At 40.4% G+C, this 23,581-nt stretch carries 28 protein-coding genes; 27 read left to right on the top strand and 1 reads right to left on the bottom strand.

Annotated elements, in window-relative coordinates:
* Positions 1 to 275: 275 nt before the first annotated feature.
* Positions 276 to 452, bottom strand: a complete 177-nt coding sequence (locus F895_RS20090; RefSeq protein ID WP_005242581.1) for a hypothetical protein — start codon at positions 450 to 452, stop codon at positions 276 to 278.
* A gap of 943 nt (positions 453 to 1,395) precedes the next feature.
* On the opposite strand from F895_RS20090, the gene F895_RS06080 reads away from it, so the two are divergent.
* The 27 genes from F895_RS06080 to F895_RS06210 all read left to right on the top strand — a co-directional run bounded on the left by F895_RS06080 (position 1,396) and on the right by F895_RS06210 (position 23,581).
* Entirely contained in the window at positions 1,396 to 1,617 is a 222-nt protein-coding gene (locus F895_RS06080) for a hypothetical protein (protein WP_032865322.1), read from the top strand.
* Positions 1,618 to 1,745: 128 nt separating this feature from the next.
* Positions 1,746 to 1,946, top strand: a complete 201-nt coding sequence (locus F895_RS06085) for a hypothetical protein (RefSeq protein ID WP_005242578.1) — start codon at positions 1,746 to 1,748, stop codon at positions 1,944 to 1,946.
* A gap of 38 nt (positions 1,947 to 1,984) precedes the next feature.
* Positions 1,985 to 2,452 (top strand): hypothetical protein, encoded by a 468-nt coding sequence (locus F895_RS06090; protein ID WP_010589725.1) that lies wholly within the window; start codon positions 1,985 to 1,987, stop codon positions 2,450 to 2,452.
* On the top strand, positions 2,421 to 3,062 hold the full coding sequence (locus F895_RS06095) for a putative metallopeptidase (RefSeq protein ID WP_005242574.1): 642 nt from the start codon (positions 2,421 to 2,423) through the stop codon (positions 3,060 to 3,062). The genes F895_RS06090 and F895_RS06095 overlap by 32 nt, the downstream gene beginning before the upstream one ends.
* 59 nt (positions 3,063 to 3,121) lie before the next feature.
* The gene (locus tag F895_RS06100; protein ID WP_005242572.1) at positions 3,122 to 3,598 is read left to right on the top strand and encodes a DUF2280 domain-containing protein; all 477 of its coding nucleotides are present in this window, start codon (positions 3,122 to 3,124) and stop codon (positions 3,596 to 3,598) included.
* Entirely contained in the window at positions 3,576 to 5,135 is a 1,560-nt protein-coding gene (gene terL, locus F895_RS06105; RefSeq protein WP_005242570.1) for a phage terminase large subunit, read from the top strand. Before F895_RS06100 ends, terL begins: the two co-directional genes overlap by 23 nt.
* 3 nt (positions 5,136 to 5,138) lie before the next feature.
* Complete coding sequence (locus F895_RS06110) at positions 5,139 to 6,620, top strand: phage portal protein family protein (RefSeq protein WP_005242568.1); 1,482 nt, start codon at positions 5,139 to 5,141, stop codon at positions 6,618 to 6,620.
* A gap of 1 nt (position 6,621) precedes the next feature.
* The gene (locus F895_RS06115; protein ID WP_005242566.1) at positions 6,622 to 7,827 is read left to right on the top strand and encodes a phage head morphogenesis protein; all 1,206 of its coding nucleotides are present in this window, start codon (positions 6,622 to 6,624) and stop codon (positions 7,825 to 7,827) included.
* 54 nt (positions 7,828 to 7,881) lie between these two features.
* Positions 7,882 to 8,856 carry a hypothetical protein gene (locus tag F895_RS06120; protein ID WP_005242564.1) on the top strand — a complete coding sequence of 325 codons (975 nt, stop codon included), beginning with the start codon at positions 7,882 to 7,884 and terminating at the stop codon, positions 8,854 to 8,856.
* 3 nt (positions 8,857 to 8,859) lie between these two features.
* Positions 8,860 to 9,237: a hypothetical protein gene (locus F895_RS06125; protein ID WP_005242557.1), complete on the top strand. Its 378-nt coding sequence runs from the start codon at positions 8,860 to 8,862 to the stop codon at positions 9,235 to 9,237.
* 5 nt (positions 9,238 to 9,242) lie between these two features.
* Complete coding sequence (locus tag F895_RS06130) at positions 9,243 to 10,319, top strand: major capsid protein (RefSeq protein WP_005242555.1); 1,077 nt, start codon at positions 9,243 to 9,245, stop codon at positions 10,317 to 10,319.
* An 11-nt stretch (positions 10,320 to 10,330) separates the two neighbouring features.
* Positions 10,331 to 10,705, top strand: a complete 375-nt coding sequence (locus F895_RS06135) for a hypothetical protein (protein WP_005242554.1) — start codon at positions 10,331 to 10,333, stop codon at positions 10,703 to 10,705.
* Positions 10,706 to 10,713: 8 nt separating this feature from the next.
* Positions 10,714 to 11,154: a gp436 family protein gene (locus tag F895_RS06140; protein ID WP_005242552.1), complete on the top strand. Its 441-nt coding sequence runs from the start codon at positions 10,714 to 10,716 to the stop codon at positions 11,152 to 11,154.
* Between the two features lie 7 nt (positions 11,155 to 11,161).
* Positions 11,162 to 11,638, top strand: a complete 477-nt coding sequence (locus tag F895_RS06145) for a phage virion morphogenesis protein (RefSeq protein ID WP_005242550.1) — start codon at positions 11,162 to 11,164, stop codon at positions 11,636 to 11,638.
* Positions 11,631 to 12,053, top strand: a complete 423-nt coding sequence (locus F895_RS06150; protein WP_005242548.1) for a phage tail terminator protein — start codon at positions 11,631 to 11,633, stop codon at positions 12,051 to 12,053. The genes F895_RS06145 and F895_RS06150 overlap by 8 nt, the downstream gene beginning before the upstream one ends.
* An 11-nt stretch (positions 12,054 to 12,064) precedes the next feature.
* Positions 12,065 to 12,277 carry a hypothetical protein gene (locus F895_RS06155; RefSeq protein WP_005242546.1) on the top strand — a complete coding sequence of 71 codons (213 nt, stop codon included), beginning with the start codon at positions 12,065 to 12,067 and terminating at the stop codon, positions 12,275 to 12,277.
* Positions 12,264 to 13,010, top strand: a complete 747-nt coding sequence (locus F895_RS06160; RefSeq protein WP_005242544.1) for a phage tail tube protein — start codon at positions 12,264 to 12,266, stop codon at positions 13,008 to 13,010. The genes F895_RS06155 and F895_RS06160 overlap by 14 nt, the downstream gene beginning before the upstream one ends.
* Positions 13,011 to 13,078: 68 nt before the next feature.
* Positions 13,079 to 13,645 (top strand): hypothetical protein, encoded by a 567-nt coding sequence (locus F895_RS06165; RefSeq protein WP_005242543.1) that lies wholly within the window; start codon positions 13,079 to 13,081, stop codon positions 13,643 to 13,645.
* 197 nt (positions 13,646 to 13,842) lie between these two features.
* A complete protein-coding gene (locus F895_RS06170) occupies positions 13,843 to 14,601 on the top strand; it encodes a serine/threonine-protein kinase (protein ID WP_005242542.1) in 759 nt (252 codons plus the stop codon).
* Positions 14,594 to 15,337 carry a PP2C family protein-serine/threonine phosphatase gene (locus tag F895_RS06175; protein WP_005242539.1) on the top strand — a complete coding sequence of 248 codons (744 nt, stop codon included), beginning with the start codon at positions 14,594 to 14,596 and terminating at the stop codon, positions 15,335 to 15,337. The genes F895_RS06170 and F895_RS06175 overlap by 8 nt, the downstream gene beginning before the upstream one ends.
* A 104-nt stretch (positions 15,338 to 15,441) precedes the next feature.
* A complete protein-coding gene (locus F895_RS06180; protein ID WP_010589723.1) occupies positions 15,442 to 15,651 on the top strand; it encodes a YodC family protein in 210 nt (69 codons plus the stop codon).
* Between the two features lie 54 nt (positions 15,652 to 15,705).
* Entirely contained in the window at positions 15,706 to 16,152 is a 447-nt protein-coding gene (locus F895_RS06185) for a hypothetical protein (protein WP_005242530.1), read from the top strand.
* Positions 16,153 to 16,278: 126 nt separating this feature from the next.
* Positions 16,279 to 16,560, top strand: coding sequence for a hypothetical protein (locus F895_RS06190; protein ID WP_005242529.1), 282 nt, complete (start codon positions 16,279 to 16,281; stop codon positions 16,558 to 16,560).
* Positions 16,561 to 16,569: 9 nt separating this feature from the next.
* A complete protein-coding gene (locus F895_RS06195; RefSeq protein ID WP_005242528.1) occupies positions 16,570 to 17,196 on the top strand; it encodes a hypothetical protein in 627 nt (208 codons plus the stop codon).
* A gap of 127 nt (positions 17,197 to 17,323) precedes the next feature.
* The gene (locus F895_RS06200; protein ID WP_005242527.1) at positions 17,324 to 21,193 is read left to right on the top strand and encodes a tape measure protein; all 3,870 of its coding nucleotides are present in this window, start codon (positions 17,324 to 17,326) and stop codon (positions 21,191 to 21,193) included.
* A complete protein-coding gene (locus tag F895_RS06205) occupies positions 21,193 to 21,615 on the top strand; it encodes a hypothetical protein (protein WP_005242524.1) in 423 nt (140 codons plus the stop codon). Before F895_RS06200 ends, F895_RS06205 begins: the two co-directional genes overlap by 1 nt.
* Positions 21,599 to 23,581 carry a hypothetical protein gene (locus tag F895_RS06210; RefSeq protein ID WP_005242522.1) on the top strand — a complete coding sequence of 661 codons (1,983 nt, stop codon included), beginning with the start codon at positions 21,599 to 21,601 and terminating at the stop codon, positions 23,579 to 23,581. The genes F895_RS06205 and F895_RS06210 overlap by 17 nt, the downstream gene beginning before the upstream one ends.

Raw genomic sequence — 23,581 nt, 5'->3', positions numbered from 1 at the left:
GGTGTATCGGCACTTAAAAGCCCGCCAATACCATTATTGGTGGGCTTTTTTATTGTGTTAAATTATCTAAATATTACTTTTTATAATTTAAAAAGCCCCTCAGATCTGAGAGGCTTTTTTATATCATCCTTAGTTATTGGCTAGTTGAAATTTCTCAAACAACTATATCAATCAAAGGGATAAATGTAATTATTAGTAAAATAAATCAGTGCACTAATTTATTCTTTATAGTAACGGAGTCTTAAATCATGCTCTAAGATTCGGCTAATAAGAAATTATTTGTTATTCGGATCTGGTTGCTCATTGTTTGCAGATTGATCATTTTCAGAAGCTGGCTTCGGTGATGTTTCAGTTTCTGCTGGAGGGATTACTTCAGAATGCTCATTTACCTGAGCTTTAGTAACATTTGCATGGCTTGTTGTATTTTGCGAAAAACTTTTGAAACCTGACATTTTAATCTTCTTTGTTTCGTTATGGAGAGCCCATAGTACGCTGTTATTTTACTTACACTACGGTAGCTTTAAGAGGTATTTGTAGGGATATGTAGATGAAATAAAAAATATATCTCTGAAATGTTTCTTAAATAAAATCAAATAAATATTAGTTGTTGATTGCTAATGTTTAAAAACCACTATCAGCTCCTGAGAATTTCAAGGGCAGGTACATAAAGATCACAAATATCATATTTCAATTAATTTAATTGCATAAATGTGATATTTATTGAGTATTATTCAAAAGTGTTTGCAATTGATGAGAAGAAAGCAAAAAGATTTGAAGATGAATGAATCCAATTGGTCGAATGATCAAGATTCATACCTCATAGAGAATAATTCTCTAACTATTGATCAAGTAATGTTGTATCTCCCATTTAGTGAAAATGAAATCAAAGCTAGAAAACAAATTCTTGGTCTCTATAAGCGTTACAGACAAATGAAGAATATTTAGTTTGGTTAGAAGTCATATTTTTTTAATGCCTTGTGATAAGTCATCAAAGTGAGGTTAATCAAAATGTACTCACAACAAATGTTAAGTGGCATAAGAAAGCTCCCTTGTGTGGTATGTGGCAATTTGCCAGTTAGCTCAACAGACAGTAATCATTCAGCTTATTTGAAAGGAGTAACTATTAAGTTAGGTGAATCTTTATCCATTCCTCTATGTAGGAACCATCATATTGAATTTAATCAGTTCCAAAAGATGAATAGATCACTGTCAATTGAATGGTTCAATCAGATGCTTGAAAAAACTGAGCAGATGTTACAAACATAATCGAGTAGTGTATTTTGATGTGAAAGACTTCATTTGAATACATAAGTTGATTGAGAGAAGTCCAGGTCTAGGTAAGACCCAATGAATTAGAAGCATATATCATATAGTGATGCTTCAATGTGAATGGTGATGATATTGAAATTATGTATTGGTGGTGATTTAGACGGAAAGAGAGTAGATTTAAACAAAAAAAAAATTAAAGCTGGAGAGATCGAAAGTAATAAGTCATCAGCTTACTTTAAGCAGATCTATGTAAAAAACGATAGAGTTTACAGTTTTTGGATTTGCCAAGATTTGAATGCAGATGAAGTGACGTGCCGTGTTGAAGATATTCTTAGTAAGATAAAGTAAAATTTCATTCAGAAGTGACGATAAAAAGTTATAGAAATCTGTAAGGGATTAACTTGTAATCAAAATATTTATTGTTTGTAAAGATGGCCTATTAGGCATAATATGATCAATTAAACTGGAGCATATTAATGCTAAAAGATATTACAGTTGTTGATTATCAAGGTAGTGAAAAAAAAGCTCAGGCAAATTATTCGGAAGCAATTTTACTTCAGTCTGGGAAAGTGAAAAGTCCACAAGTTGAATATATTTTGATAAAGGGTGAAATTATTTACCCTACGTTAGACTGGATTTTTAATAGTTCAGATGGAAATAGCTATTATATACAATGAAAATCACCCTCTTCGGAGGGTTTTTTAATGGGTTAAATATGGATACTTCTAAATATTTTGAACTCACAAGAAAGCGGGAGCATAATTCAAAGCCGCGCAATACGCCGTTGCCCAAGGCTAAGCAAGCATATCTTGAGGCATTTGAGGACTTTGAACGTGCACTACAGATTTTTGAAATAAAGTACGAAAAATTATTCCAATTTAATTCTACAAAACACTGGCGTTTTGACTTTCACCTCATTGAGCAAAGAATCTTGGTTGAGATTTCTGGCGGCCCTTGGTCTGGCGGTCGCAAGGGTAAATTAGCTTTTAAAGCATGGAGCTTGGATAAATATGATCAGGCTTGGGAGAAGGACTATACCGTTGTAAGGATTGAATCTTCAAGCAGATATAAGATTGATGAGTCTGGGCCAACTCAAATCGATGCCAGTCATGCAGACCAGTGGCTTAAAAGTTTAAAGAGGCAGAAATTTAATGAACCAGATAAGACCATTTCCACCGACTGAGCTCTTAGACAAAGCAGAGGAAGAAGAGGCTATCCGACTGGCACCTGCACCAGATTTAAAAGAATGGGTTATTGCTAATTACCTCACTGCTGAAGCTGATCTTTATAATCCGGATCATGACCACATAGCCGAGCTGCTGCACGACAATGAAGAATTTTTGGCATTTGCATGGGCTTCACAGGCTTGTACTGTTAAAAAGCAAATGGTGCTTGGTCAGTGTGAAAAAGTGATGTTCAACGTTGGTGGGTGGCGTAAGGCGCGACAAGAACAACAAATGCGCGACTGGTTTGGCTTTGTTCCGATTTATTTAATCACTATCGATGCAAGCTTTTGCGAACAAACTACTGATAGAAACTTTTGTGCATTGATTGAGCATGAGCTGTACCACATAGGCGTAGAGCGTGATGCAGACGGCGAAACGATCTATAGCGATAATACTGGATTACCAAAGCATTATTTAGCAGGACATGACGTAGAAGAGTTTATAGGTGTGGTCAAACGACATGGCGCAAGCGAGAACGTTAAGCGACTTGTAGAAGTAGCGAAGCAAGCGCCGTTTGTATCGGATTTAACTATTACCAAGTGCTGCGGGACATGCGTTATTAGTTGAGCCGATTGGCTCATTTTTTTTGGCTATTTAGGTTGACGTAGGTTGACAGGATTGAGGATATGGCGGCTCTAAAAAAAGAGGTAAAACTCTTTATAGTTCGCTCACTTGCCGTATTTAATACACCCACTGAAACTGCTGAACTCGTCAACCAAGAATACGGGGTAAAAGTTACTAAGCAGCAATGTGAAAAATACGACCCCACAAAACGAGCAGGTGAGAATCTTAGCGAAGAACTAAGAATTGATTTTGAAAAGACTCGTGAAATGTTTTTAGGCAAGCCTGAGGCAATTCCAATTGCTAATTTGGCTGTGCGGTTACAACGATATGAAAACCAATACCAAAAACATAGTAGAAATCGAGTGGCTGCTTTAAGCATCTTAAAACAGGCGGCAGAAGATATTGGTGGGAAATATACAAACAAAACTGAATTAACCGGTGCTGGTGGTGAGCCTCTTAACCCTGAGAATGTAACCCATGTTGTAGCAACACCAGAGGTGGTAAGGCAGGTATTAGATGAACTCGAAGGTAAATACTAGCCTTTTATCAGCTGAGATTGAGCGACAACTTTGTGAGAAAAATCATCTGTTCTTCACGCGGCGTTTCTTCTTGCCTCGTATGGGTTTTAAGTTTTCTGTCAATTGGCACCATGAATATATTGCAGACAAGATTGATCAAGTCATATCGGGAAAGGTAAAAAACCTTGTTATTAACGTTCCACCCGGTTCGGGCAAAACCGAACTACTAACAAACCTTATTGCCCGTGGCTTAGCGCGTAACGCACGTTCCCGCTTTCTGTATTTGTCGTTTTCTCAGTCATTGGTTGAAGATGTATCAGCAACGGCGCGGAACATTGTCAAATCAGTTGATTTTCAAAATCTGTGGCCAGTTAAAATCTCAACCAGCACGGACTCAAAATCAAACTGGAAAACCACTGTAGATGGATATGATGCGGGGCACGTTTATTCTGCGTCAATGGGTGGGCAAGTCACAGGTCGCCGTGCCGGTACCTTGGCAAATGATGGCTTTACAGGAGCCATTATTCTTGATGACCCTTTAAAGCCTGAGGATGCATTTAGTAAATCGGCACGAAAGAAAGCCAACCGTAAGATACTGAACACGGTCAACTCGCGTAAGGCCAAGTCTGACACTCCAATTATTCTGATCATGCAGCGTTTGCACGTTGAAGATCCAACCAATTTTGTGATGACTGGTAATGTGCCTGGAGAATGGGAACAGATCTGCATTCCTGCGTTGATCGATGATGATTACATCAGTAAATTGCCTGAGCATATACAAGATAAGGTACCGAAGGATGCAGAACGTGATGAATTAGGTCGCCAAAGTTATTGGCCGCTTAAAGAATCACTCCAATCATTACTGCAGCTTGAAAAAGGGGGCGAGGATAAAGACGGCGCAATTGTTTCTCGTTATACCTTTGCAAGTCAGTACATGCAGAGTCCTAAAAAGCTTGGTGGCGATCTTATTAAGACTGAGTGGTTTGGGCGCTACAAAGAGTTACCTGCACTGCTATGGCGAGCCATCTATGTCGATACGGCGCAAAAAATTAAAACGCACAATGATTACACGGTGTTTTTGCTCGTTGGCATGGGAGTGGACGGCAAGATCTACATCATTGACTTGCTAAGGGGGAAATGGGAAGCCCCTGAGATGAACAGGCAGGCCAAAGCATTCATTGATAAGCATAAGGCTTATTCATACGAAACAAGGCCAATCCGCTGGATGAATGTCGAAGATAAAGCCCATGGTACCCAGCTGATACAGAACCTTGGTACTTATGCTGGTGTTCCTTGTATTGCCATTCAACGTGGTACTGACAAACTCACTCGCTTCATGGATGTTCAAGTTCATTTAGAAAATGACTATGAAAATAAACCTAATGATCGATTGGTTATGCTCCCAATTGGTCAGCCTTGGGTTGCTGCGTTTATTGAGGAGTGTGAAGCATTCACGGCGGATATGACACATGATCATGATGACCAAGTAGACACCCTGATTGATGCAATCGAAGAGGCTACTGTTAAACAGAACTATGAGGCTCCAATGGGCGGTTAAGATATGGCAAAGAAAGACAAATCAAAGAAAACAAATAGCCCTCAGTCATCAGCGACTGGGGGTTATTTGTATACGCAACAAGCGGAACAAGCTTTTATCAAGTTTCTTACTCGGATGCCTGATATTGATGAGGTTCTAAGAAAGGCAGGGGTTTCTCGAAATCGTTTAAGCATTTTGATGTATGACGATGAAATCTATCAGTGTGTTGAAAAGCGACAAGATAAACTTGAAAGCTCGCCGTTCCGTTTAGAACCAAATGATTCAACAGCATCTAAAATTCTTGCAGATGAGCTTCGTAAATGGTGGTCTGAGCTCGTTTTAGGTGCACAAAATGCTCGATGGTATGGTTACTCAGTTATTGAGGCTGTATACGACCAGACAGCAACTCATTTTGAAGGGGCAATAATTACGCCTTATGTTGGTTGGAAATGGGTAGGTGTTAAACCTATGCAGTGGTTTGAGCCTAAAAATGATGGTCGTTTGATCTTGGGGCAAAACTACAATGATCAACGCCGTGATATTGAGTGTGATCAGAAACTTAAATACTTCTTAACACAATGTAAGCCGAGCTATGAAAATCCATACGGCGAAGCTTTATTTAGCCGACTTTATTGGTTGCACTTCTTCAAGAATGGCACACACAAGATGTGGGCGAAATATGTTGAGCGGTTTGGCAATCCTTTGTTAGTTGGTAAAACCGCCCACGGCGTTGAGGCAATGCTTAAGGCTTTGCTTAATGCTCATGCACAGTCTGTTTTATCTATTAACTCTGCGGATTCAGTTGAAGCGATTTCAAATAGCCAGAATGGATCTGGGGCGTTTGAATCATTTGACAAGAAAATTGAACGAAGTATTCAAAAAGTGATTTTAGGTCAGACTCTTACAAGCAGCACGGATGGGGGAGGCAGTAGAGCATTAGGAGAAGTACATTTAGAAGTGCAAAACAATAAGGTGAATGCAGATATTCGAATGATTACCTCGACAATGCAAGCCTTGGTTGATGCACTTTGTTATATCAACGGGTGGGACCGTCACAAGATTATTATCGGTGATGAAAAGTCTCTAAACATAGATAAAGCTGGACGAGATGAAAAGATAAAGAATGCTGGTGCCAATTTAACGTCACAATACTTTTTGCGCGAATATGGCTTACAGGAAGGTGATGTAGCAGATACGCCTCAGGCTCTTCCAGTTAAGCAGTTTAGAGCTTTGCCGAATAGTTCATTCAGTTTTGCTGCTGATGTGCGAAAGCTCAGCCCGCATCAAAAAGAAGTGGAAGAGCTCACCGATGCACAGGGGACATTAAACTTACTTAATCAGAATCAGATTGTTGAATTGATAAAGCAAAGTGAATCGCCAGAGGCTCTTGCATTCAATTTACAGAAGTTAATTCCCAATGCATCTAAAACTGAGTTCACGGCGAACTTAGAACGGGCACTGTATGCGGGTGATGTGCTTGGGTATGTTCTTTCAAGTGGAGGGTAAAATGCAGCCAGTCCCATTTCTTGAGGCCATGCGATATGCCCAATTAAAAAAGATAGTGCTGCCTGATGAGTTCTATTCCTTGGATTTGCGCACTAGGCAATACGCAAGCACAGTTAGCTTTCTATCAAGTCTTGAGCAGATCAATACGGTGATGCAGGCAGTTAATAAATCAATTGCTGAAGGATCTACTTTTAACGACTTTAAAGAATTGGTAGCTGATAGCGGTATAGCGTTGCCTGAGTCTTACTTAGACAACGTTTTCCGTACTAACGTCCAGTCAGCTTATGCACATGGACGATGGCAGCAACAACAGCGCAATAAAGCGGCTAGACCTTATCTGATGTATTCAGCGATTGATGACAGTCGAGTGAGGCCAAGCCACTTGGCTATGAATCGAATTATTCGACACATAGATGATCCATTCTGGTTGATTTGGTATCCGCCTAATGGGTTCCGTTGTCGTTGCACTGTAATAGCTCTTACAGAGAAGCAGGCGCTTAAATACGGCATAACCTCAGATGAGGATTTGCCTGATGTCGCCGTTGATCTTGGTTGGTCAACCAATCCCGCCGAATTTGGTGATTTGTCTGATTTGGTGGACCAAAAAATAGGGGAGTCTGTTTTAAGCAAAGAAGAACTATTAAATCAGAAACAAGTAATTCAAGCTGAATGGAAAGCCAGCGAAAAGTTAAGAAGTTTATTAGCCCCGATGAATGGAAAAAGTAGAGATCTATTCAATACTGTTGTTGATACTGTAATTCCTTTAGATCCAACAATCAGACCGAGTGCTGTAAAGACCTTCATTGACTATGTTGCCGGTAATGACGAAGCTCTCACGGCGGTTTTAAACAAAGATCCAATTAATTTAGCTGAGGATGTACTGCGCCGTTGGGTTAAAGGTGATATGGCTCAGATTAAGTCTATTGCATCTAATTCCACGGCCGCCGTGACGGGAGCAGCGACTTTAACTGAGGTCGCTGCTTATCAAATAGGACAAATAGTAACGCTTAACTCGCCTTTGCTTGTTGCTGGCAGTGGATCTGATGTAGTGATCAAAGTTATTAATGCAAATGGCGCAGGCATTGATTTAGCCAAGCTTAATGCAGGTCAAGGGGTGTTATTTGAAATTGGTCTGTCTTTAGAGGTGGTATCAATTGAAACCAACAAGGGGCAGCTTATTTACACTCTAAGAGCCTTATTAAATTAACTTTATGAATATTAAAGCCGTCCTTATGGGCGGTTTTTTTATGGAGAAAGAAAAGTGGCAGGAACAAATGAAAAGCCAGATCCGCCAATCTCAGCGTATCAGTTTAAGACGAACCCCTTTGATGTATCGAAATCAACGGAGGAAGGGAAGAAACGAACCTTTATTGGTGTTGCATACAGTGGCGAAGTGATACAAGGCCATTATTACTGGGGAGATGTGATCTTTGACTTAGACACAATCCAAATGAAAACACCCTTAGGCGCATTGATCGATCATGATCCTGGTCGCCGTGCCGGTGTGGTCCGTAGTTTCACCAAAGATAACCAAGGTGGTCTTAAAGTTTCAGGTGATTTGCTCTCTAACAAGAATGGGCAAGAAGTTGCTCAAGATAGTGACGAGGGTTATCCGTGGGAAATGTCAGTTTATATCGTGCCTGGTTCAATTGAAGAAGTAGATCGCGGTGAAGTTGTTGTAAACGGCAAAACACTAAAAGCCCCAATCACAGTTTTCCGTAACGGCGTTATCCGTGAAGTTTCATTTTGTGCGCTTGGTGCTGATGACAATACGTCTGCAGTAGCGGCAAGTCACACCCCTAAACAATTTAACAAGCAAGAGGACTCAGACGTGACCGAGTTAGAAAAACTGAAAGCTGATAATCAAAAGCTTACAACCGAACGTGACAACGCTGTAACTGAGTTAAAACAGTTCAAGGCAACTAAACGTACTGAAGATATCGCAGCACTTGAAACTGAACTGAAAACTCAATTCAGTGCAGAGGATAAAACTGCATATACGGCGATGGATGACACAACATTTGCTTTTGCATCTAAACAATTACTCCAATTTTCAGTAGGTGGTCAGGGTGACCAACATTCGCAGCAACCAGCGTCAACCCAGCCAAACCCTTTGGCACACCTGTTTACGCATCAGGCAAATGGTGGCAATCAAGGCCACGGCGGGAATGGCAATCAAGAACATCAATTCTCTGCAGGTGCTAAAGCATTTGCGGCTCAAAATAAGGGAAATTGATTCATGAGTAATACTACTTATTTTCCGAACACAACACGCTCAACACGTCCATTAATTTTGGATGTGGAAAAGCTTCGCCGTGCTAATGCATTGCCGACTACAGCAACAGCATATAAGAAAGGTGATTTGCTGACGCTCTCAAATACAAATGTATTAACACATGCTGCTGATGCATCCACTTGGGATGTGATCTGTGGGCAGGATGTTACTGCAGCACAAGCAACGCAAATGGCTGCCGAAGGGGTGGAACTTCCGATCTATTACGGTGGTGTATTCAGTGTAGAAGGGGTTTCAATTAGCGGCACTTTACTTTTGGCAAATCAATATGCCGCTGCACGTGCCAAAGCAACCAAAAACAAAATCGAATTATCAAAGGTGTAAGAATCATGCCACAAACATTTACAGTAAACGGCGCGCCACTCGAACTCTTAGATGTTGGCGAATTAGCTTTAGTGCATAGCAACTATAAGCCAATGAACACTTGGATTTTAGACAAGTATTTCCCTAATCGTCCTTCATTTGATCGCGATGAAGTGCCAATGGCAGAATTAAATGTGGTCCATGATCTTGCACCTTTGGTTTCGCCACATCAACCGGGTAAGCCTTTCGATACTTCGCGTTCTGCAAAAGTGGAGTTTGTGAAGCCTGCCTATTACAAACCAAAGAATATGGTTACCCCTGCAACTTCATACGATGAAGCATTGATTACACGCTTACAACAAGCGGGGATTATCTCATCTGGTAGTCAACAACTGTCTGATCAGGAAAAGATGATTATTGCCCAAATTGCAGTAATGAAACGTAACCATGATGCTATTGATAATTCAATCTTATTAATGGCGACCGAATTGCTCTTAAATGGTAAGTATTTACTGCAGTCAGATGACTATGAGTACAATATGGTTGACTATGAGCGCGATGCTTCATTGACCTTTACGCCTGCTATTCCATGGAATCAAGCAGGTGCAACGCCAGTAACAGATATTGAAACCATGGAAAAGCGTTTACTCGATGCTGACGGTGGTGCTTCAAAGTCCTATTTGATGTCTGGCAAGGTATGGGCGGCTTTATCGGCTAATGATGAGTTTAAAGAACGCTTTGTTAAACCTTATGCAGGTATTTCTGTTCCATTTAAACCAGGTCTGAACGTTCAGGATGGCGCATCATTCAAAGGGTATTTGGATGAAAAAGAACTTTGGGTGTATGACGCTACATATCGATTGAAATCTGGCAAAAAACGCTTTATTCCAGATGATTACTTCGGTGCGATATCAGATGAAGATGGCTCTGTTGCCCAATGTAAAATTAAGAACATGCTGGCAAATGGATTAATTGCTAAGTACTTCGATCGTCAATGGTATAACGAAGATCCAAGCGGTATTTTCTTAATGACCGAATCAGCGCCTCTGACAGTGCCTTCTAACAAGAACGGTGTTTGTGGTGGTAAAGGCTTTATTGTGTAAGGGGGAACAGCATGCCAAAGTATATTGCAAAACAATCGGTAGGCCACTTCTTACCGGGTGATGAAATCAAAGGGCTTGATGCGGAACGTATTCAAGCCCTTTTAGCATCTGGGGCTATTGAAGAATACAAAGCACCAGAGCAAACGCCGTCAGATGAATCACCAAGCGATTTGAAAAAGCTCTTAGGCGAAGTGGCGGATCTGAAGGCAACCAATACGCAGCTTACGGAAGAAAATACGAAAGCTTTTGGCGAAGTGGCGGATCTGAAGGCCAAAATCACAAAACTTGAAACGGATCTGGCGGCAGCAACGGCCAAGTCAAGTAAGACTGGTAAAGCCACTGCAGATGAAACTGCCGAGAAAGGTGCGCCAGAATCAACTAAGTAAGGTGATCTATGTATGCGACCAGAGAAGATCTTGAGGATAGATTTGGTGCGGCAGAAATAGCAAATCTGGAAGCGATGCAATCAAAACCTGAGGCGGTCAAAAGAGCGCTTCAGGATGCATCTGAGGAAATTGATAGCTATGTTGCTGTTGCATATAAATTACCTCTACCGAAAACCCCAAGTACATTGGAGAGAGTTGCCTGCAATATTGCGCGGTACCGGCTTTACTTTCAACAACCAACAGAGGAAGTAGAAAAGCGATATGAATCCGAAGTTAATTATTTAAAACGGATTGCTGATAAAAAAGCTTATTTACCAATTCTTGATGATGAAGAGCAACCGACTGGGGAACTTCCACAACAGGCACCCGCAACGATGCCAATTGGTACCACGTACCGTGGCGGCATGTTTGCAGATGACATCCTTAATCAAATGCCAGACTTAAAGTGAGGTAGTTATGCCGGTATCGATAACAATCAAAGCTGAAAATGAGTCACCAGTTTTAAAGATGTTTGAACACCTGATTGGTTATGACCAAAAAGCCATGTTTGACGAAATAGGAGCTTACGGCGTTAGTTCTACTCAATTGCGTTTTGTTGATCAGTCTGATGTTGATGGCAACCCGTGGAAGCAATCGTGGCGAGCCAAATTACAGAATGGCCAAACATTGCGTGATAAGGGGCTACTCATGAATAGCTTAACTCACAATGCATTTGAAAATGGTGTTGAGTGGGGAACCAATATTGAGTATGCCATCCCGATGCATTTTGGATCTCACATTTTGCCTAAAACTGGCCAGTATCTTGTTTTTAATGTGGCAGGTAACTGGCGAAAGGTTAAGGAAGTAACCAACCCACCACGATCATTTTTAGGTATTAATCAAGATGATGATGAGGAAATCTTAGACATTATCGGGAGGCATTTAAGTGGCTAATTTTTTCGCCGTACGTGCTGAAATAGCTGAAAAGCTCAAGGAAATTACTGAGTTTAAGCAGATTTACACGCCGTTGAACTCAGTGAGCGTCACTGAAATGGCTCAAGTAACGCCATCTGCGCATGTCAATTTTCAACGTGTTCGAAAAGCTGATGATGCTAACCGTGGCGGGGCGACATCATTGTCTTTGCATTGGGCAGTTACCGTTGCTTGCCGTAACGCTCAATCACAGCTAAATGATATTTCCGCCGTAGCAGATGAAGCGGGTGAACTGCTAGACCAAGTTATTCAGCTTTTAGGAGGTTGGAAGCCTGCCAGCAGTGTACGTCCATTAGAGTTGGTTGATATCAAAGACGGATATGGGCCGAGCTTTGTGTATTACACGGCGATCTTCGAATCAAAACGATTTATTTAGGAGCTGCTTTCATGGCAGGTAAACAATACAAAGCATTAAAGCCTCTTGGCCGTTGGGCTGAGGGTGAAACAATTGGAGCTTTGCCGATTGCGCAAATCCTTCAATTAGAAAGTGATGGAATTATCAAAGCAATTGAGGAAAAAGCTTCAGAAGAGCAGATCCCCAAAGCAGAGGTAAAACAACCAAACAAAAAACAGGTAGGGGAAAACAATGTCGAAGCCTGATTTACTCTCGCTACAAGGCGAACTGCATTTAGCAAAATACGTTAATGGTGTACCAGGTCCATTATTAGCAATTGGCAATATGCCATCTTTAAAATTGAAGATTAAATCAGATAAAACTGATCATTTTGATAGTCGCTATGGCTATCGCGCTAAGGATGCAACGTTATATAAGCAAACTGGTGTCGAGATTGACGGCGAGCTTGATACAGTGAATAAAGATAGTCTTGCACTTGTTATGAGTGGTAAGAGTATTGAAATTGCTTCAAAAACGATTACTGATGTTTCATTAGGGACAATTACAGTTGGCTCAATGATTGACCTTGGTCTGCGTAATCTAACTGGTGTTACCTTTAAAGACAGTGCCGATGCTGCTATTGATGCAAGCAAGTATGTTCTTGATTCAGTATTTGGCACTGTAACTTTTGTTGAAACCGTTAGTGGTGCTGTAAAGTGGTCAGGTACCGCAGCTGCAAAAACACGAACAGTGATTGCCAATAACATTGGTACCGAGTACAAAGCTTTGTTTAAGGGCATTGATACTTACACTGGTGATAAAGTTGTTGTAGAACTACATCGTTTGACGTTCTCACCAGAGACAGAGTTCGACTTGATTAATGAGGATTTTAATAAGTTCTCAATCTCAGGCGATACGATCGCAGACAATAGCAAAGCGAATGATGCAGAGCTCAGTGTTTTTGGTCACATTGAACGTTTCAAAGTAACCACACCGTAAAACAGAACTACAGGCACAGGGGCGCATAAGCGTCTTTTTTTGTGCCTGTACCTTTCAGGATTCTTTCTATGAATGACTTTTTTCTAGCGAACAATGAATCATTGCCCCATGTTTTTGTTGATCATGAAATCCATATATTGCAGATCCAAGTGAAGAACTTGGAACGATTCGCCGTATATGCCAATGAGATTAAAAACTCTTTGGAAAGTTATTCAATAGAAACAATCACGCCGTTAATTGAGCCACAATTGCTCAACATCATGGGTTTGTGCTCATTGGTTACGGATATTAGCCCAGATGTATTTCAAGCGCACATGGCGCAAACCAGCGCGATTGCTGAGCTTGTTTTAAAGATCATCCAAGTGAACGATGCATTTTTTAAAAAAGAAGAACGGCGCAATCGTTCAAGAGATGAGACTGATAACCCAAGTTGGTTTTATGCTTTTGCATATTTGGTGAGGAATGGCCATAGGCACGATGATCTTATGAATCTGACTTATGGTGCATTTTTGCGATATTTGAAGGAGGCGCAAGCCCTAGAAAGACAGCAAATTAAATCCTACGCCGTGGCAACGCGTGTTGCGAACCATACTGATAAAAGCGGATTTGAAAAATATATTAAGCAAGTGGATTAATAGAAACTGTTGTTGATAAGCATGGTTTATATTTTATAAGTAATAATTGTTAGATATTTTAATAATGTTTTTTATAATCTCTAATTAATTTAGAAATATATATTGTTAAAACATTGGAAGTGTCTTTAAAGCTATTGATTATAATATGTATAAAATTATAATTTATTAATATATAAATATTTGTTGTGGAATGTAAAATGCTTCATAGGGGAAATTACAAGATTCAACCAGTTGATGGGATGGGAGGTGGAACATTTGGGGAGGTTCAGTTAGTAAAAGTTTTTAATCAAAAAGATCATTTTTGCGGTTTTTTTGCAATGAAAACAATGAAATCAGATGCCCGAGAAATAGATTCCTTTAGAAAAAGATTTAAGCGAGAAGGGTATTTACAGGCTAAATGTAGTCATCAAAATATAGTAAGTATATATATTTGCGATCTTGATAATGTTGAACCTTGGTTTGTAATGGAGTTAGGTGATAAAGATGTCCAAAAGCTTATAGTTGAAGGGCCTTTCCCTAGAGAAGAAAAATTGAAGTGTATTTTACATTTATTGTTAGGTATGGTTCACATACATGGCTTGAAGCTTTTACACCGTGATATCAAACCTTCAAACATGGTAAGAGTAAATGGCATTTATAAAATTGCTGATTTTGGTTTAATCAAAAATACAGAACCAAATCCTGGGTCGACTCAGTTGACGGCGATTGGGCAAGCTATGGGAACTAGAGGTTTCGCAGCGCCTGAGGTGGCTTTTGGTCATTATGATTATCTTACTGATATTTATGCTATTGGTACTTTTATCGAGCAAGTATGTTATGACGATGAGACTCTTGGAAATACACTCTTTCCTTTAATAAATAAATGTAGAGAGAATCAACCTCTACATAGATTCCAAAATATTCAGCAGATTCTAAATGTTTTTATGCCTATTTATGAGGGGGAGTTAAATGCTTGAATTAACAAATGTAGCTGCTTTCACGCACTCTAAATCTCCTGAGAAAACTAATGAGGATTTCATATTACTTCCTTCAAAAATAGAAGGAGGTTATTTATTTGGAGTCGCAGATGGTGTTGGATCTTATCTAGGAGCTGATTTTGCATCAAAATTAGCAATTAAAATATTTTCTAAAATTCAATCCATACCTAATGAAACTGAAATCGATAAAATTCTTCTCAATATTAGAAATAAAATTGGAGAGTTGGATTCAATAAATGTTGATTTTTTCCAAGCGGCTACAACATTAACTATTGGTGTGGTAGAAGATGAGGGCCTACATATTATTCACGTTGGAGATTGTAGACTTTATTTAAAAAAAGAACAGAAACTTTTAAGCCTTACTAAAGATCATACCCAACATCAGAAATTATTGGATGCGGGTCTTTATACTGAACGTCAATTGAAAAAAATGTCTGGTAAAAATGTCTTAGTTACAGCATTGTCCAAAAATATTAATCTTGAATATCAGTATTCATTTCATAGTGTTAAGGATTTAGTCGATGAGCAAGGTAATATTTTACTTTATGTTATGTCTGATGGAGCACATGAATTTTGGGAAAAGCGTCCTAAATTCTCATTAAATACTATGAATAGTCCAACTGCTTTTAGTACCAGCTTACAAAAACGCATTGAGAAAAATGGTCCAAGTGATGATTACTCCCTTGTATCTGTAAAGTTTAAAGTGAAATTATAGGTTCAAGCCAAACCTCCCTCGGGAGGTTTTTTAATGTTTTTCACTTGAAAAAAAATTAACTACCCTCAAACAATAAGTTCAACTATTTTAATAAGGTAAGAATGATGAGTTTTCAAGCAGGTGATGTTGTTTATTTAAAATCTGGTGGCCCAGCCATGACTGTTCGTTGGGTTAATCACGATGAATGCGCATGTGAATGGTTTATTAATAATCAAGAATTAAAAGGTGATAAGTTTTTGGTTACATCTTTAACTAAAGAAAGCCCAAGAAAAGCTGGAACTGCAGCCCCAGTGAAAACAGCTCATCATTTCTAAAGAAATAACAAATAAATCCATGTTATAAATACCCTCTTCTTTGAGGGTATTTTTATGTGGTTGATCTTAATAATAATTGGAATTTGCGTTGGATTATTTTTATTAGTTAAAAGAGCGAGTGACTCACCAGATGTTCCTTTAGAGAATACTAGTTTTCCTAAGAATAATAAACTTTATGCTTTTGAAATAGTTGGTGAACAAGCGTATCAACATAATTTGCAGCGTATTGCTGGGGAGAAAGAAGAAGAGGCTAAATTTGTAGAGGTTATTGCAAAAGTATCATCAGACCCACTCAACAAGTATGACAAAAATGCCATAAAAGTTGAGATAAATGGATTGTTGGTAGGCTTTATAAGTAAAGAGCAAGCAAAAACCCTCACAGGAAAAATCATAAGTAAAAGTGTTCCTGCTGTAATTGTTGGTGGTTGGCTTGATGATGATAGCGAAGGTAGTTACGGTGTTAAACTCAGTATCGTTAACTTAAACGAATTGGTTGATTAGGAATGATTAAATAAGTGTTTAAACATTGACATGAGCATAGTAAAACCCGCCGTATGCGGGTTTTTTAATGACTTCAATTCAGCCTTTTGATAAATTATGTGCGATATATAACAAATGGTTTAATTTATGAAGTATTTAATATTAGGGGTTGTTTCTTTGTTTCTGTCAGTTAGCGCTTTTGCTTATGACACAAAATCTATAAGAACAACAACAGAAGCGGTTTTCTTAGGTGATACTGAGGAAAGCATGCTGTCAAAACTTGGTAAGTCTAAGCCTCGTTATTTTGTTTATAACAATGATGGTTTTGTTTGTGCTGCAACTGAATATAAATATGAAGTTGATATGTCGCTATATACAGTGCTGATTTGTCGCGGCAAAATTTTTAAAATCGATGTGACTAATAAATGAGTATATGAAATGGAATTCTCTAAACAACAACTAATAGGTTTCTTTGGGGCATTTTTGCTTTTAATAGGAGTTTTTCTTCCTGTAATAAGTGCACCACTAATTGGCACAGTTTCATTGATAAATAATGGAAAGGGTGACGGAATGATTATTTGCGGCCTTGCAATTTTATCATTCGTTATTATCGCACTAAAGAGGATAAAGCTTTTATGGCTTTCAGGTGGTATTTCTTTTTTATTACTTAGTTATGACCTTTACACTATTGCGTCTACTATTTCGAAGACTAAAGCTGAAGTGACTTCAAAATTACAAGGGAATCCTTTTGGCGGTCTTGCTGAGGCGATGATGAGCTCAATTCAGCTACAGTATGGGTGGGTAATTTTGTTTATAGGCTGCATTATCCTAATTATTACTCCATATTTACAAAATAATGATAAGAGTGAAGAGGTATCTCAACTTAATGATCAATTTCAGCCACCAGTTATTGATCAGAAAAATAAAAAAGTAGTAGTTGATCTGTTTGATTACAATGAGAAGGCGAATATGGATTCAGTGGAAATGAAATCTTGTCCATTTTGCCATGAACTAATACGCCTAACAGCGATAAAGTGTAAACATTGCAATAGTATGCTGGAATAGTATAAGCAAAATTTTAAACCTGACCAAGTGTCGGGTTTTTTATTGCCTAACTTTTAGTTTGACCAATCAGGTGTGTTCATTACCGCATGCCTATTTGGTCTTTTTTTATTGGTAATGAGGTGTGTATATGTCTAAAGATCTGGTGTTTAAAGTCGTACTTCAGGCTGATACAAAAGATTATGTGTCTAACGTAAAACAGTCTGAAGATGTCACCAAAGCAATTGTTGAAGCAATCAAAGAAGAAGCTGACAAGTTGAGGGATGTCTCGGAGAAAACTGCAAAAGAAGTTGGGCAAATTGTTCCGGATGATTTGAAGTCTAAGACTACGGATGCAACTTCCTCAATTTCTAAAACAACCAAAGCGGCGGAGGATCTAGACAAAAAATCAGGCGAAACCTCTGCTACAGTTGGTGAGCTAGGCGACAAGTTAAAAGATGCTGGAAAGGATGCTGATTCCGCATCTAAAAATATTGGCGAAGTAATTCCAAAAGGAACTTTAGAACTAGCCAGTACTTTAACCAACAAGCTAAACGATGCAACAAAAGCCATTCAAGATGCAGGATCAAATGCAGGCAAAACAGCAAAAAATTTTTCTGAATTCGGTAAAGACTCAGAAAAGTCCTTGGGTGTACTGAAATCTGATTTAGATCAAGCAAAACAAAAATTACAAGCTTTCTCAGCAACCAATGCAACGCCGCAAGATATTGCGAATGCACAAGCAGAGGTCGATAAATTAGAAAAAGAAGTAAATCAAGCTGAACAGGCCTTTAATGGTTTTAAAAATGCCTCCAATAAAGCTAATCAAGAGTTAAAGGAAACTGAAAGCACGTCTGAACGTGCTCAAGCTGGCTTCTCTGTACTTAAAACCACAATTGGAACATTAACAGCTGGATTGGCGGCCCTTGGTCTAGGTTTAACAATCAAAGAGCTAATTGCCACATCAGATGCAACGCAGCAAATGGCGGCGCGTTTGAGAAATGCAACAGATAGTGTTGAAGAATACAACCAGGTACAAGAGCGACTTTTAACGCTTGCAAATGCTACATTTCGGCCACTTTCCGAAGCACAAGAGGTTTATTTAGCCACGGCTGGAACAATGAAGTCTTTGGGGTATAGCACAAATGAAGTGCTAACCATGACTGAAAGCCTATCACTGTCTTTCACGCATAATGCAACGCGAGCAGATCAGGCACAAGCGGCACAGGATGCATTAGCAAAGTCTCTTGCAAAGGGCTCAGTCGATGCTGATGCTTGGATGAGTATCATCACTGGTGCAGACAACGTTGTTGGTGACATGGCGAGAAGCACAGGACGTGCTGAATCTGAGATCCGGAAGTTAGGCGCAGAAGGGAAAATCTCTGTAAATGAACTATCGAAGGCATTAATCGAATCAAGAGACCGAAACTTTGATCTAGCAAATGCAATGGAAAATTCCACTGCTGATGCAATGCAAAAAGTAAGAAACAATATCACGGCGCTCATTGGTCAAATGAATGAGCAATATAATGTTTCTAGCCGACTTGCAGAGGTTATTCAATCACTTGGTGGAGATCTTGACTGGATCGCCGTATTATTCGGTGATGTTATGGCAGCGGTTGATGCTCTGTCTCAAGAGTTTAGCAACTTAGATCCAGCTATATTTGAATCTCTTAAACAAGCTATTTCCTCAGCTTATGATGCAGTTAAACAAATTAGCGTGGGGTTGTATGAGCTTGGTGATGTTGTTCTGACTGCGGTTTTTAATAGTCTAAATAACATTGTTGCTGTTCTTGGTTCTTTTAGCAGTGAGGTGACTAAAGCAGGGGAACAGGTCAGTTTTCTAACACGTGTCGGACAGGGCTTAAGTGTCACATTTGGGGCCATATCAGATATATTTTTCGCTCTACGTCTTGTTGTCATGACTTTGGCAGGTGTTTTCTATGACCTAGCTGCCGCAGCAAATGTTGGTGTTATGGCATTTACATGGGGTGATGTAAGAGAACAGTTTGTTAATAATGCAAATGAGATGATGATGAAAGCAAGGCAACTTTATGATGAAGTTGATAAACTTGCTTTATCACATGAATCGCAAGCTAAAAAACGGCTGGATGAGGCGGTAGAGAGTGAAGAGCAAAAAAACGCCAGAATTCTTGCTGAAAACAGAAAGGCACTTGATGATCTGTTAGCGTTACAGGAGGAAGAAGGCCAAAAAAATGACAAGCTTCAATCTCGTAAACTAAAAGCTGTTACTGATTACGTTACCGCAGCTGTTCAGGCTAATGAAGGAGTTCTAGACTCATCTTTAGAATTGGAGATGGCCCAGAGTGGGTATTTTGTATCTGTAGATGAGGGCGGCAAGGTTGTAGTCACTCGTTTATCCGAGGCAGAAAAAGCCACTGCATCAGCAACACTAGAAACAAAAAGGCAAGAACAGGCATTTAGGAATGCATCCGAAACAGGGAAGGCATTTGGGATTGATGTTGAAAAATCAACTAATAAAATATCAACTGGATTCAGTGATACTTCAGGAAAATTAGAAGCCTTTATCATTCAGTTGAAAGATTCAGGTATCACTGGAACTCAAGCCGCTGATATGACATATGAAGCATGGCAAAAGTGGTTGAGTCAGGCAAAAAATACAGCTGAAGTTGACGTAGCTAAATCTAAACTCATGGAAATGGGTGTTGCTGGTCAAGTATCTGGCGAACAAATCAATGCGGGTTTTAAGCTTGCTGATGCCGCAGCCAAAGACTTGAATCCTACGCTTAATGCAGCTCGTGAAGCAGGGAATGCATTAGGCATAGATATTGATAAAACGGCAAATATCATGTCTAAAGGGTTTGGCCAGGGAAGTGTTGCATTAGATGACCTTAAGGCAAAACTTAAAGAGTCAGGGATCGTTGGCCAAGATGCATCAAATACTTTGTACCAAGGTTGGAAAGCTTGGCTTGAGAAAGCAGACAGTAAAGTCGAACTTGATGCAGCTCAGGCGAAATTAAAAGAGTTTGAGGCTCAAGGTGTGTTTTCATCTAAGCAAGTCGAAAACGGCATGCTTGCATTAAAACAACAGACTGAAAAAGTTGCAGAATCTACTGATGAAGTGACACAAGCTTTTAAACGCCTTGGCATCCAGACTAAAGAGCAATTAAAGCTTGCTGCGGATTCAGCGCTCGCTGATTTCAACACCATCCAAGCCAGTGGTAAAGCAACGGCGGAAGGACTTAAACAGGCCTATGAACGTGTGATGCAAGCCGCTGCCGCATCTGGTGATCAAGCTGTAATTGCAAACGCCAAAGCAAGAGGCGCATCTGTTGGACTACAAGCTCAGATCGATGAGACCGGCAAGGCATCAGTTAAATCAACCCAAGAGATTGTAGATGCACTTTATAGGGTTGGTGATACGGCGCGTGGCTCTGCTTCCCAAGGTTTCCGTGATCTTGGCCGTGTAGCTCGTGAAGAAGCTCAAAGCACAGCAGATGAATGGGCAGCAGCAATGAAAAAGGTTGATGCTGAACGTAAAGCGCAGGCGGCTTCTACGGCGAAAGGCATGGGTCAAGCTATGGATGATATGGCTGCGAAAGCCAAGGACTATGAAAATCGCCTTGCAGCTGCTGGCATGGATGCGGCGCAGGCCAAAAAAGCTGGCAAAGACGCTTTAGACAGCATGATGTTTGCTTACTCTCAAGCGTTAAAAATGGGATCTGTTACTGACTTCAGTACGCCGTTGCTTAAGAAGATGGATGACACCCTGGCATATTGGGAGGGTAAAAAATCTGGATCAGGTGGCAGCTCTGTTTTGGTCGGTGGTAAATCGCCATCAGTGAACGTTCCAAACATTCAGCCGCCGTCAATTGAGTCGCCTAAGGTACCAAGTAGCTCTGATATCTCAAATCCAAAAACTGTGACTTACAAAATCCAGTTTATGGGCAAAGAAATAGACCTGAAAGGTGATCCTTCACAGCAAAACATGATGAATGACTTTCTAAACGAACTTGAACTATTGAACAGGGCAAGATAATGAAGCTCAAGCGCAATTTAACAAATGAAGCCGTCCCACTTGAGGACGGTTTTTTATGGTCTGACGAATTTGACTGGAAGCCCATTGAGCAATCACAAGAGCGCGCAATTGACGGCACCTTGATTGTTCAGGAAGGAAAAAAGAAGTCAGGCAGACCAATCACTTTAACGCCGCCACCAGAACAAGGTTGGATAAAGCGCTCGGTTCTATCAATCATTAAAGATTGGTCTGCACTACAAAATGAGCAGTTCACTCTTATTTTTGAATACCCACATGACACACGCCAATTCAATGTGATTTTCAATCATGCGGAAGGTGCTATCGAGGCAAAGCCAGTGCTGGGGTTTCCAACTGTATCTGACGGTGATTTCTATGAAGTCACTTTAAAATTTTTAGAGGTGCCAAATGCCGGTACAAACTAACAATCTAATTTTATATAAGTCTGAGCGTTTGACTGATACACCAGACGGCGGCGGCAAGTATTCAGGTCAAGTTGTGGTAGATGGGGAGAGTAATAACCTTTTTCCTGATGTGTCGGAACTTGATAGAACTATGGGCCGTGTGTCAATTCGGAAAATCTTTGCTGGTATTAATAACAACGATACAGCGGCATTAATGGGGTCCACGGTTTTTGTTTCCAAGAATCCAGATGATCCAAATGTTTCAGCATTGCTGTTTAGTACCCGGTCCCATACAGATGTGCGTACGGCAGCTGCTAATCGCATAGAAAGCTATTTGGCCAAGGGCGGTCAAGCAGTTGGAACATTGCTTGATACAGCGTATATCGGCATGAAGTCTGTACAGGCTGTGATGGGAATCAATGAAGCCGAGAATAGTGTCGGCGACACCCTCGTTCTTGTGGTGAATGAAGGTACAGTAAATGAATTCACTCAATTCTTTCGAATCACGAAAGTTGAAACACGTATTCAAAAGTTCCGTGCTGGTAGTGGCGGCGGCGGTTCTGAGGGTGAAAAAGAATGCAAGATTGCAACTTATACGTTCAATGATCCGCTTTCCCGTGATTTTGTGGGTCTAAGCATTCTGCAGTGGTGGCAAAACAGTAAATCACCGACTTTGATCCGAAATACTGTAATTGCTGATTCTGGTAAATACTATGCCAGTGTCGGGGTGGCTCAAAACGTTGGGGTGGGAAGCTTTACGATTCAAGCAAAGACTATCTTTAGTCAACTTATCCCTTCGTCCCAGACAGAAACGCCGTTGTTAGATCTAAATGCAGTCAGTGAAAATCCTGCATTGGTAGCTGGTAATAGCGGAACCATTACGGCGCAGTTCACGACAAATGTGAACAACAACCAAAGCTTGTACATAGGTTCGAGTGTGCTGCCTGCGAGTGTTTCATTTACGCTCTTTGGTCAGATAATCACGGATAACGGCGGTACCTTGCGCACAGTTAACGGCACTCAAATTGGTACGATTGATTACCAAGTAGGTCATATTGTATGGACCAACGCTATTGGCTCGGGTAATGCGATTGTGAATATCACATTCACACCCGCTGCCGCACCGGTTCAGCCTTTTGAATCATTTGCTTTACCCGTAACAGCCGCAAATCAGGGTACCAAATGGACAGGGGTATTAACTCCAATCCCTGCACCTGGTGCACTCAGTATCTCTTATATGTCTCAGGGTAAGTTCTATGTGATTCGGGATAACGGAACAGGGCGTTTATCTGGTGCCACCGACTCAATTGGTAGCGGTTCAATCAACTATCAAACGGGAACTTGGTTGTTGACCACGGGTGCATTGCCTGATGTCGGTACCCCGATTTTACTGCAATGGGGTAGCCCGATCAGCACGTTTGCTCGAGCAAATTCGCCAGTACTTCCTGCAGGTTTTGACTTTCAGTTATTCCAAAACGGGATTACAAGCCTCACGGCGACATGGCAACTTGAAGGAGAGACCAAGACGGCAATGGTCGATAGTTCTGGCCAGTTCACTGGTGATGCCATCGGATCGATGACATTCAACAACGGCAAAGGCCGCATCATTCCTAAGAAGTTGCCGCAGAAAAACACAGCTTTTACTTTGGCCTATAACTATGGAACTGGAAAAACCCAAACTGTTTCGAATGTTAATCCTGATTCAAATCAAAAATTGCTTTTCACGATTGGTACCGGGTCGGCAATTCAACCGTCATCAGTTGGGCTTGAGATACCTGTTAATACGACTACAGGTAGCGCAGATAAGCGGATAGTGACCTTGCACGATGTACCTATTGATGCCAGCACTGGGAATTTGGTCAACGAATTTGGTGAGGTGCAGGGCAAGATTATCTATGCAACTGGCGCTTGTGAAGTCACACCCGTTTTACAACGTACTTCTTATCGAACTGTTTATGAACCTTTGGTTTTCTATGTGAGTGGTTAA

It is taken from the genome of Acinetobacter sp. CIP 64.2, assembly GCF_000369645.1.
Lineage (GTDB): Bacteria > Pseudomonadota > Gammaproteobacteria > Pseudomonadales > Moraxellaceae > Acinetobacter.
This window is presented reverse-complemented; position numbering and strand designations above follow the sequence as displayed.

What these genes read in the sequence shown, in the direction of transcription:
- F895_RS20090 (WP_005242581.1), bottom strand. Translation starts at nt 452, where the DNA reads ATGTCAGGTTTCAAAAGTTTTTCGCAAAATACAACAAGCCATGCAAAT.
- F895_RS06080 (WP_032865322.1), top strand. Translation starts at nt 1,396, where the DNA reads ATGATATTGAAATTATGTATTGGTGGTGATTTAGACGGAAAGAGAGTA.
- F895_RS06085 (WP_005242578.1), top strand. Translation starts at nt 1,746, where the DNA reads ATGCTAAAAGATATTACAGTTGTTGATTATCAAGGTAGTGAAAAAAAA.
- F895_RS06090 (WP_010589725.1), top strand. Translation starts at nt 1,985, where the DNA reads ATGGATACTTCTAAATATTTTGAACTCACAAGAAAGCGGGAGCATAAT.
- F895_RS06095 (WP_005242574.1), top strand. Translation starts at nt 2,421, where the DNA reads ATGAACCAGATAAGACCATTTCCACCGACTGAGCTCTTAGACAAAGCA.
- F895_RS06100 (WP_005242572.1), top strand. Translation starts at nt 3,122, where the DNA reads ATGGCGGCTCTAAAAAAAGAGGTAAAACTCTTTATAGTTCGCTCACTT.
- terL (WP_005242570.1), top strand. Translation starts at nt 3,576, where the DNA reads ATGAACTCGAAGGTAAATACTAGCCTTTTATCAGCTGAGATTGAGCGA.
- F895_RS06110 (WP_005242568.1), top strand. Translation starts at nt 5,139, where the DNA reads ATGGCAAAGAAAGACAAATCAAAGAAAACAAATAGCCCTCAGTCATCA.
- F895_RS06115 (WP_005242566.1), top strand. Translation starts at nt 6,622, where the DNA reads ATGCAGCCAGTCCCATTTCTTGAGGCCATGCGATATGCCCAATTAAAA.
- F895_RS06125 (WP_005242557.1), top strand. Translation starts at nt 8,860, where the DNA reads ATGAGTAATACTACTTATTTTCCGAACACAACACGCTCAACACGTCCA.
- F895_RS06130 (WP_005242555.1), top strand. Translation starts at nt 9,243, where the DNA reads ATGCCACAAACATTTACAGTAAACGGCGCGCCACTCGAACTCTTAGAT.
- F895_RS06135 (WP_005242554.1), top strand. Translation starts at nt 10,331, where the DNA reads ATGCCAAAGTATATTGCAAAACAATCGGTAGGCCACTTCTTACCGGGT.
- F895_RS06140 (WP_005242552.1), top strand. Translation starts at nt 10,714, where the DNA reads ATGTATGCGACCAGAGAAGATCTTGAGGATAGATTTGGTGCGGCAGAA.
- F895_RS06145 (WP_005242550.1), top strand. Translation starts at nt 11,162, where the DNA reads ATGCCGGTATCGATAACAATCAAAGCTGAAAATGAGTCACCAGTTTTA.
- F895_RS06155 (WP_005242546.1), top strand. Translation starts at nt 12,065, where the DNA reads ATGGCAGGTAAACAATACAAAGCATTAAAGCCTCTTGGCCGTTGGGCT.
- F895_RS06160 (WP_005242544.1), top strand. Translation starts at nt 12,264, where the DNA reads ATGTCGAAGCCTGATTTACTCTCGCTACAAGGCGAACTGCATTTAGCA.
- F895_RS06165 (WP_005242543.1), top strand. Translation starts at nt 13,079, where the DNA reads ATGAATGACTTTTTTCTAGCGAACAATGAATCATTGCCCCATGTTTTT.
- F895_RS06170 (WP_005242542.1), top strand. Translation starts at nt 13,843, where the DNA reads ATGCTTCATAGGGGAAATTACAAGATTCAACCAGTTGATGGGATGGGA.
- F895_RS06175 (WP_005242539.1), top strand. Translation starts at nt 14,594, where the DNA reads ATGCTTGAATTAACAAATGTAGCTGCTTTCACGCACTCTAAATCTCCT.
- F895_RS06180 (WP_010589723.1), top strand. Translation starts at nt 15,442, where the DNA reads ATGAGTTTTCAAGCAGGTGATGTTGTTTATTTAAAATCTGGTGGCCCA.
- F895_RS06185 (WP_005242530.1), top strand. Translation starts at nt 15,706, where the DNA reads ATGTGGTTGATCTTAATAATAATTGGAATTTGCGTTGGATTATTTTTA.
- F895_RS06190 (WP_005242529.1), top strand. Translation starts at nt 16,279, where the DNA reads ATGAAGTATTTAATATTAGGGGTTGTTTCTTTGTTTCTGTCAGTTAGC.
- F895_RS06195 (WP_005242528.1), top strand. Translation starts at nt 16,570, where the DNA reads ATGGAATTCTCTAAACAACAACTAATAGGTTTCTTTGGGGCATTTTTG.
- F895_RS06200 (WP_005242527.1), top strand. Translation starts at nt 17,324, where the DNA reads ATGTCTAAAGATCTGGTGTTTAAAGTCGTACTTCAGGCTGATACAAAA.
- F895_RS06205 (WP_005242524.1), top strand. Translation starts at nt 21,193, where the DNA reads ATGAAGCTCAAGCGCAATTTAACAAATGAAGCCGTCCCACTTGAGGAC.
- F895_RS06210 (WP_005242522.1), top strand. Translation starts at nt 21,599, where the DNA reads ATGCCGGTACAAACTAACAATCTAATTTTATATAAGTCTGAGCGTTTG.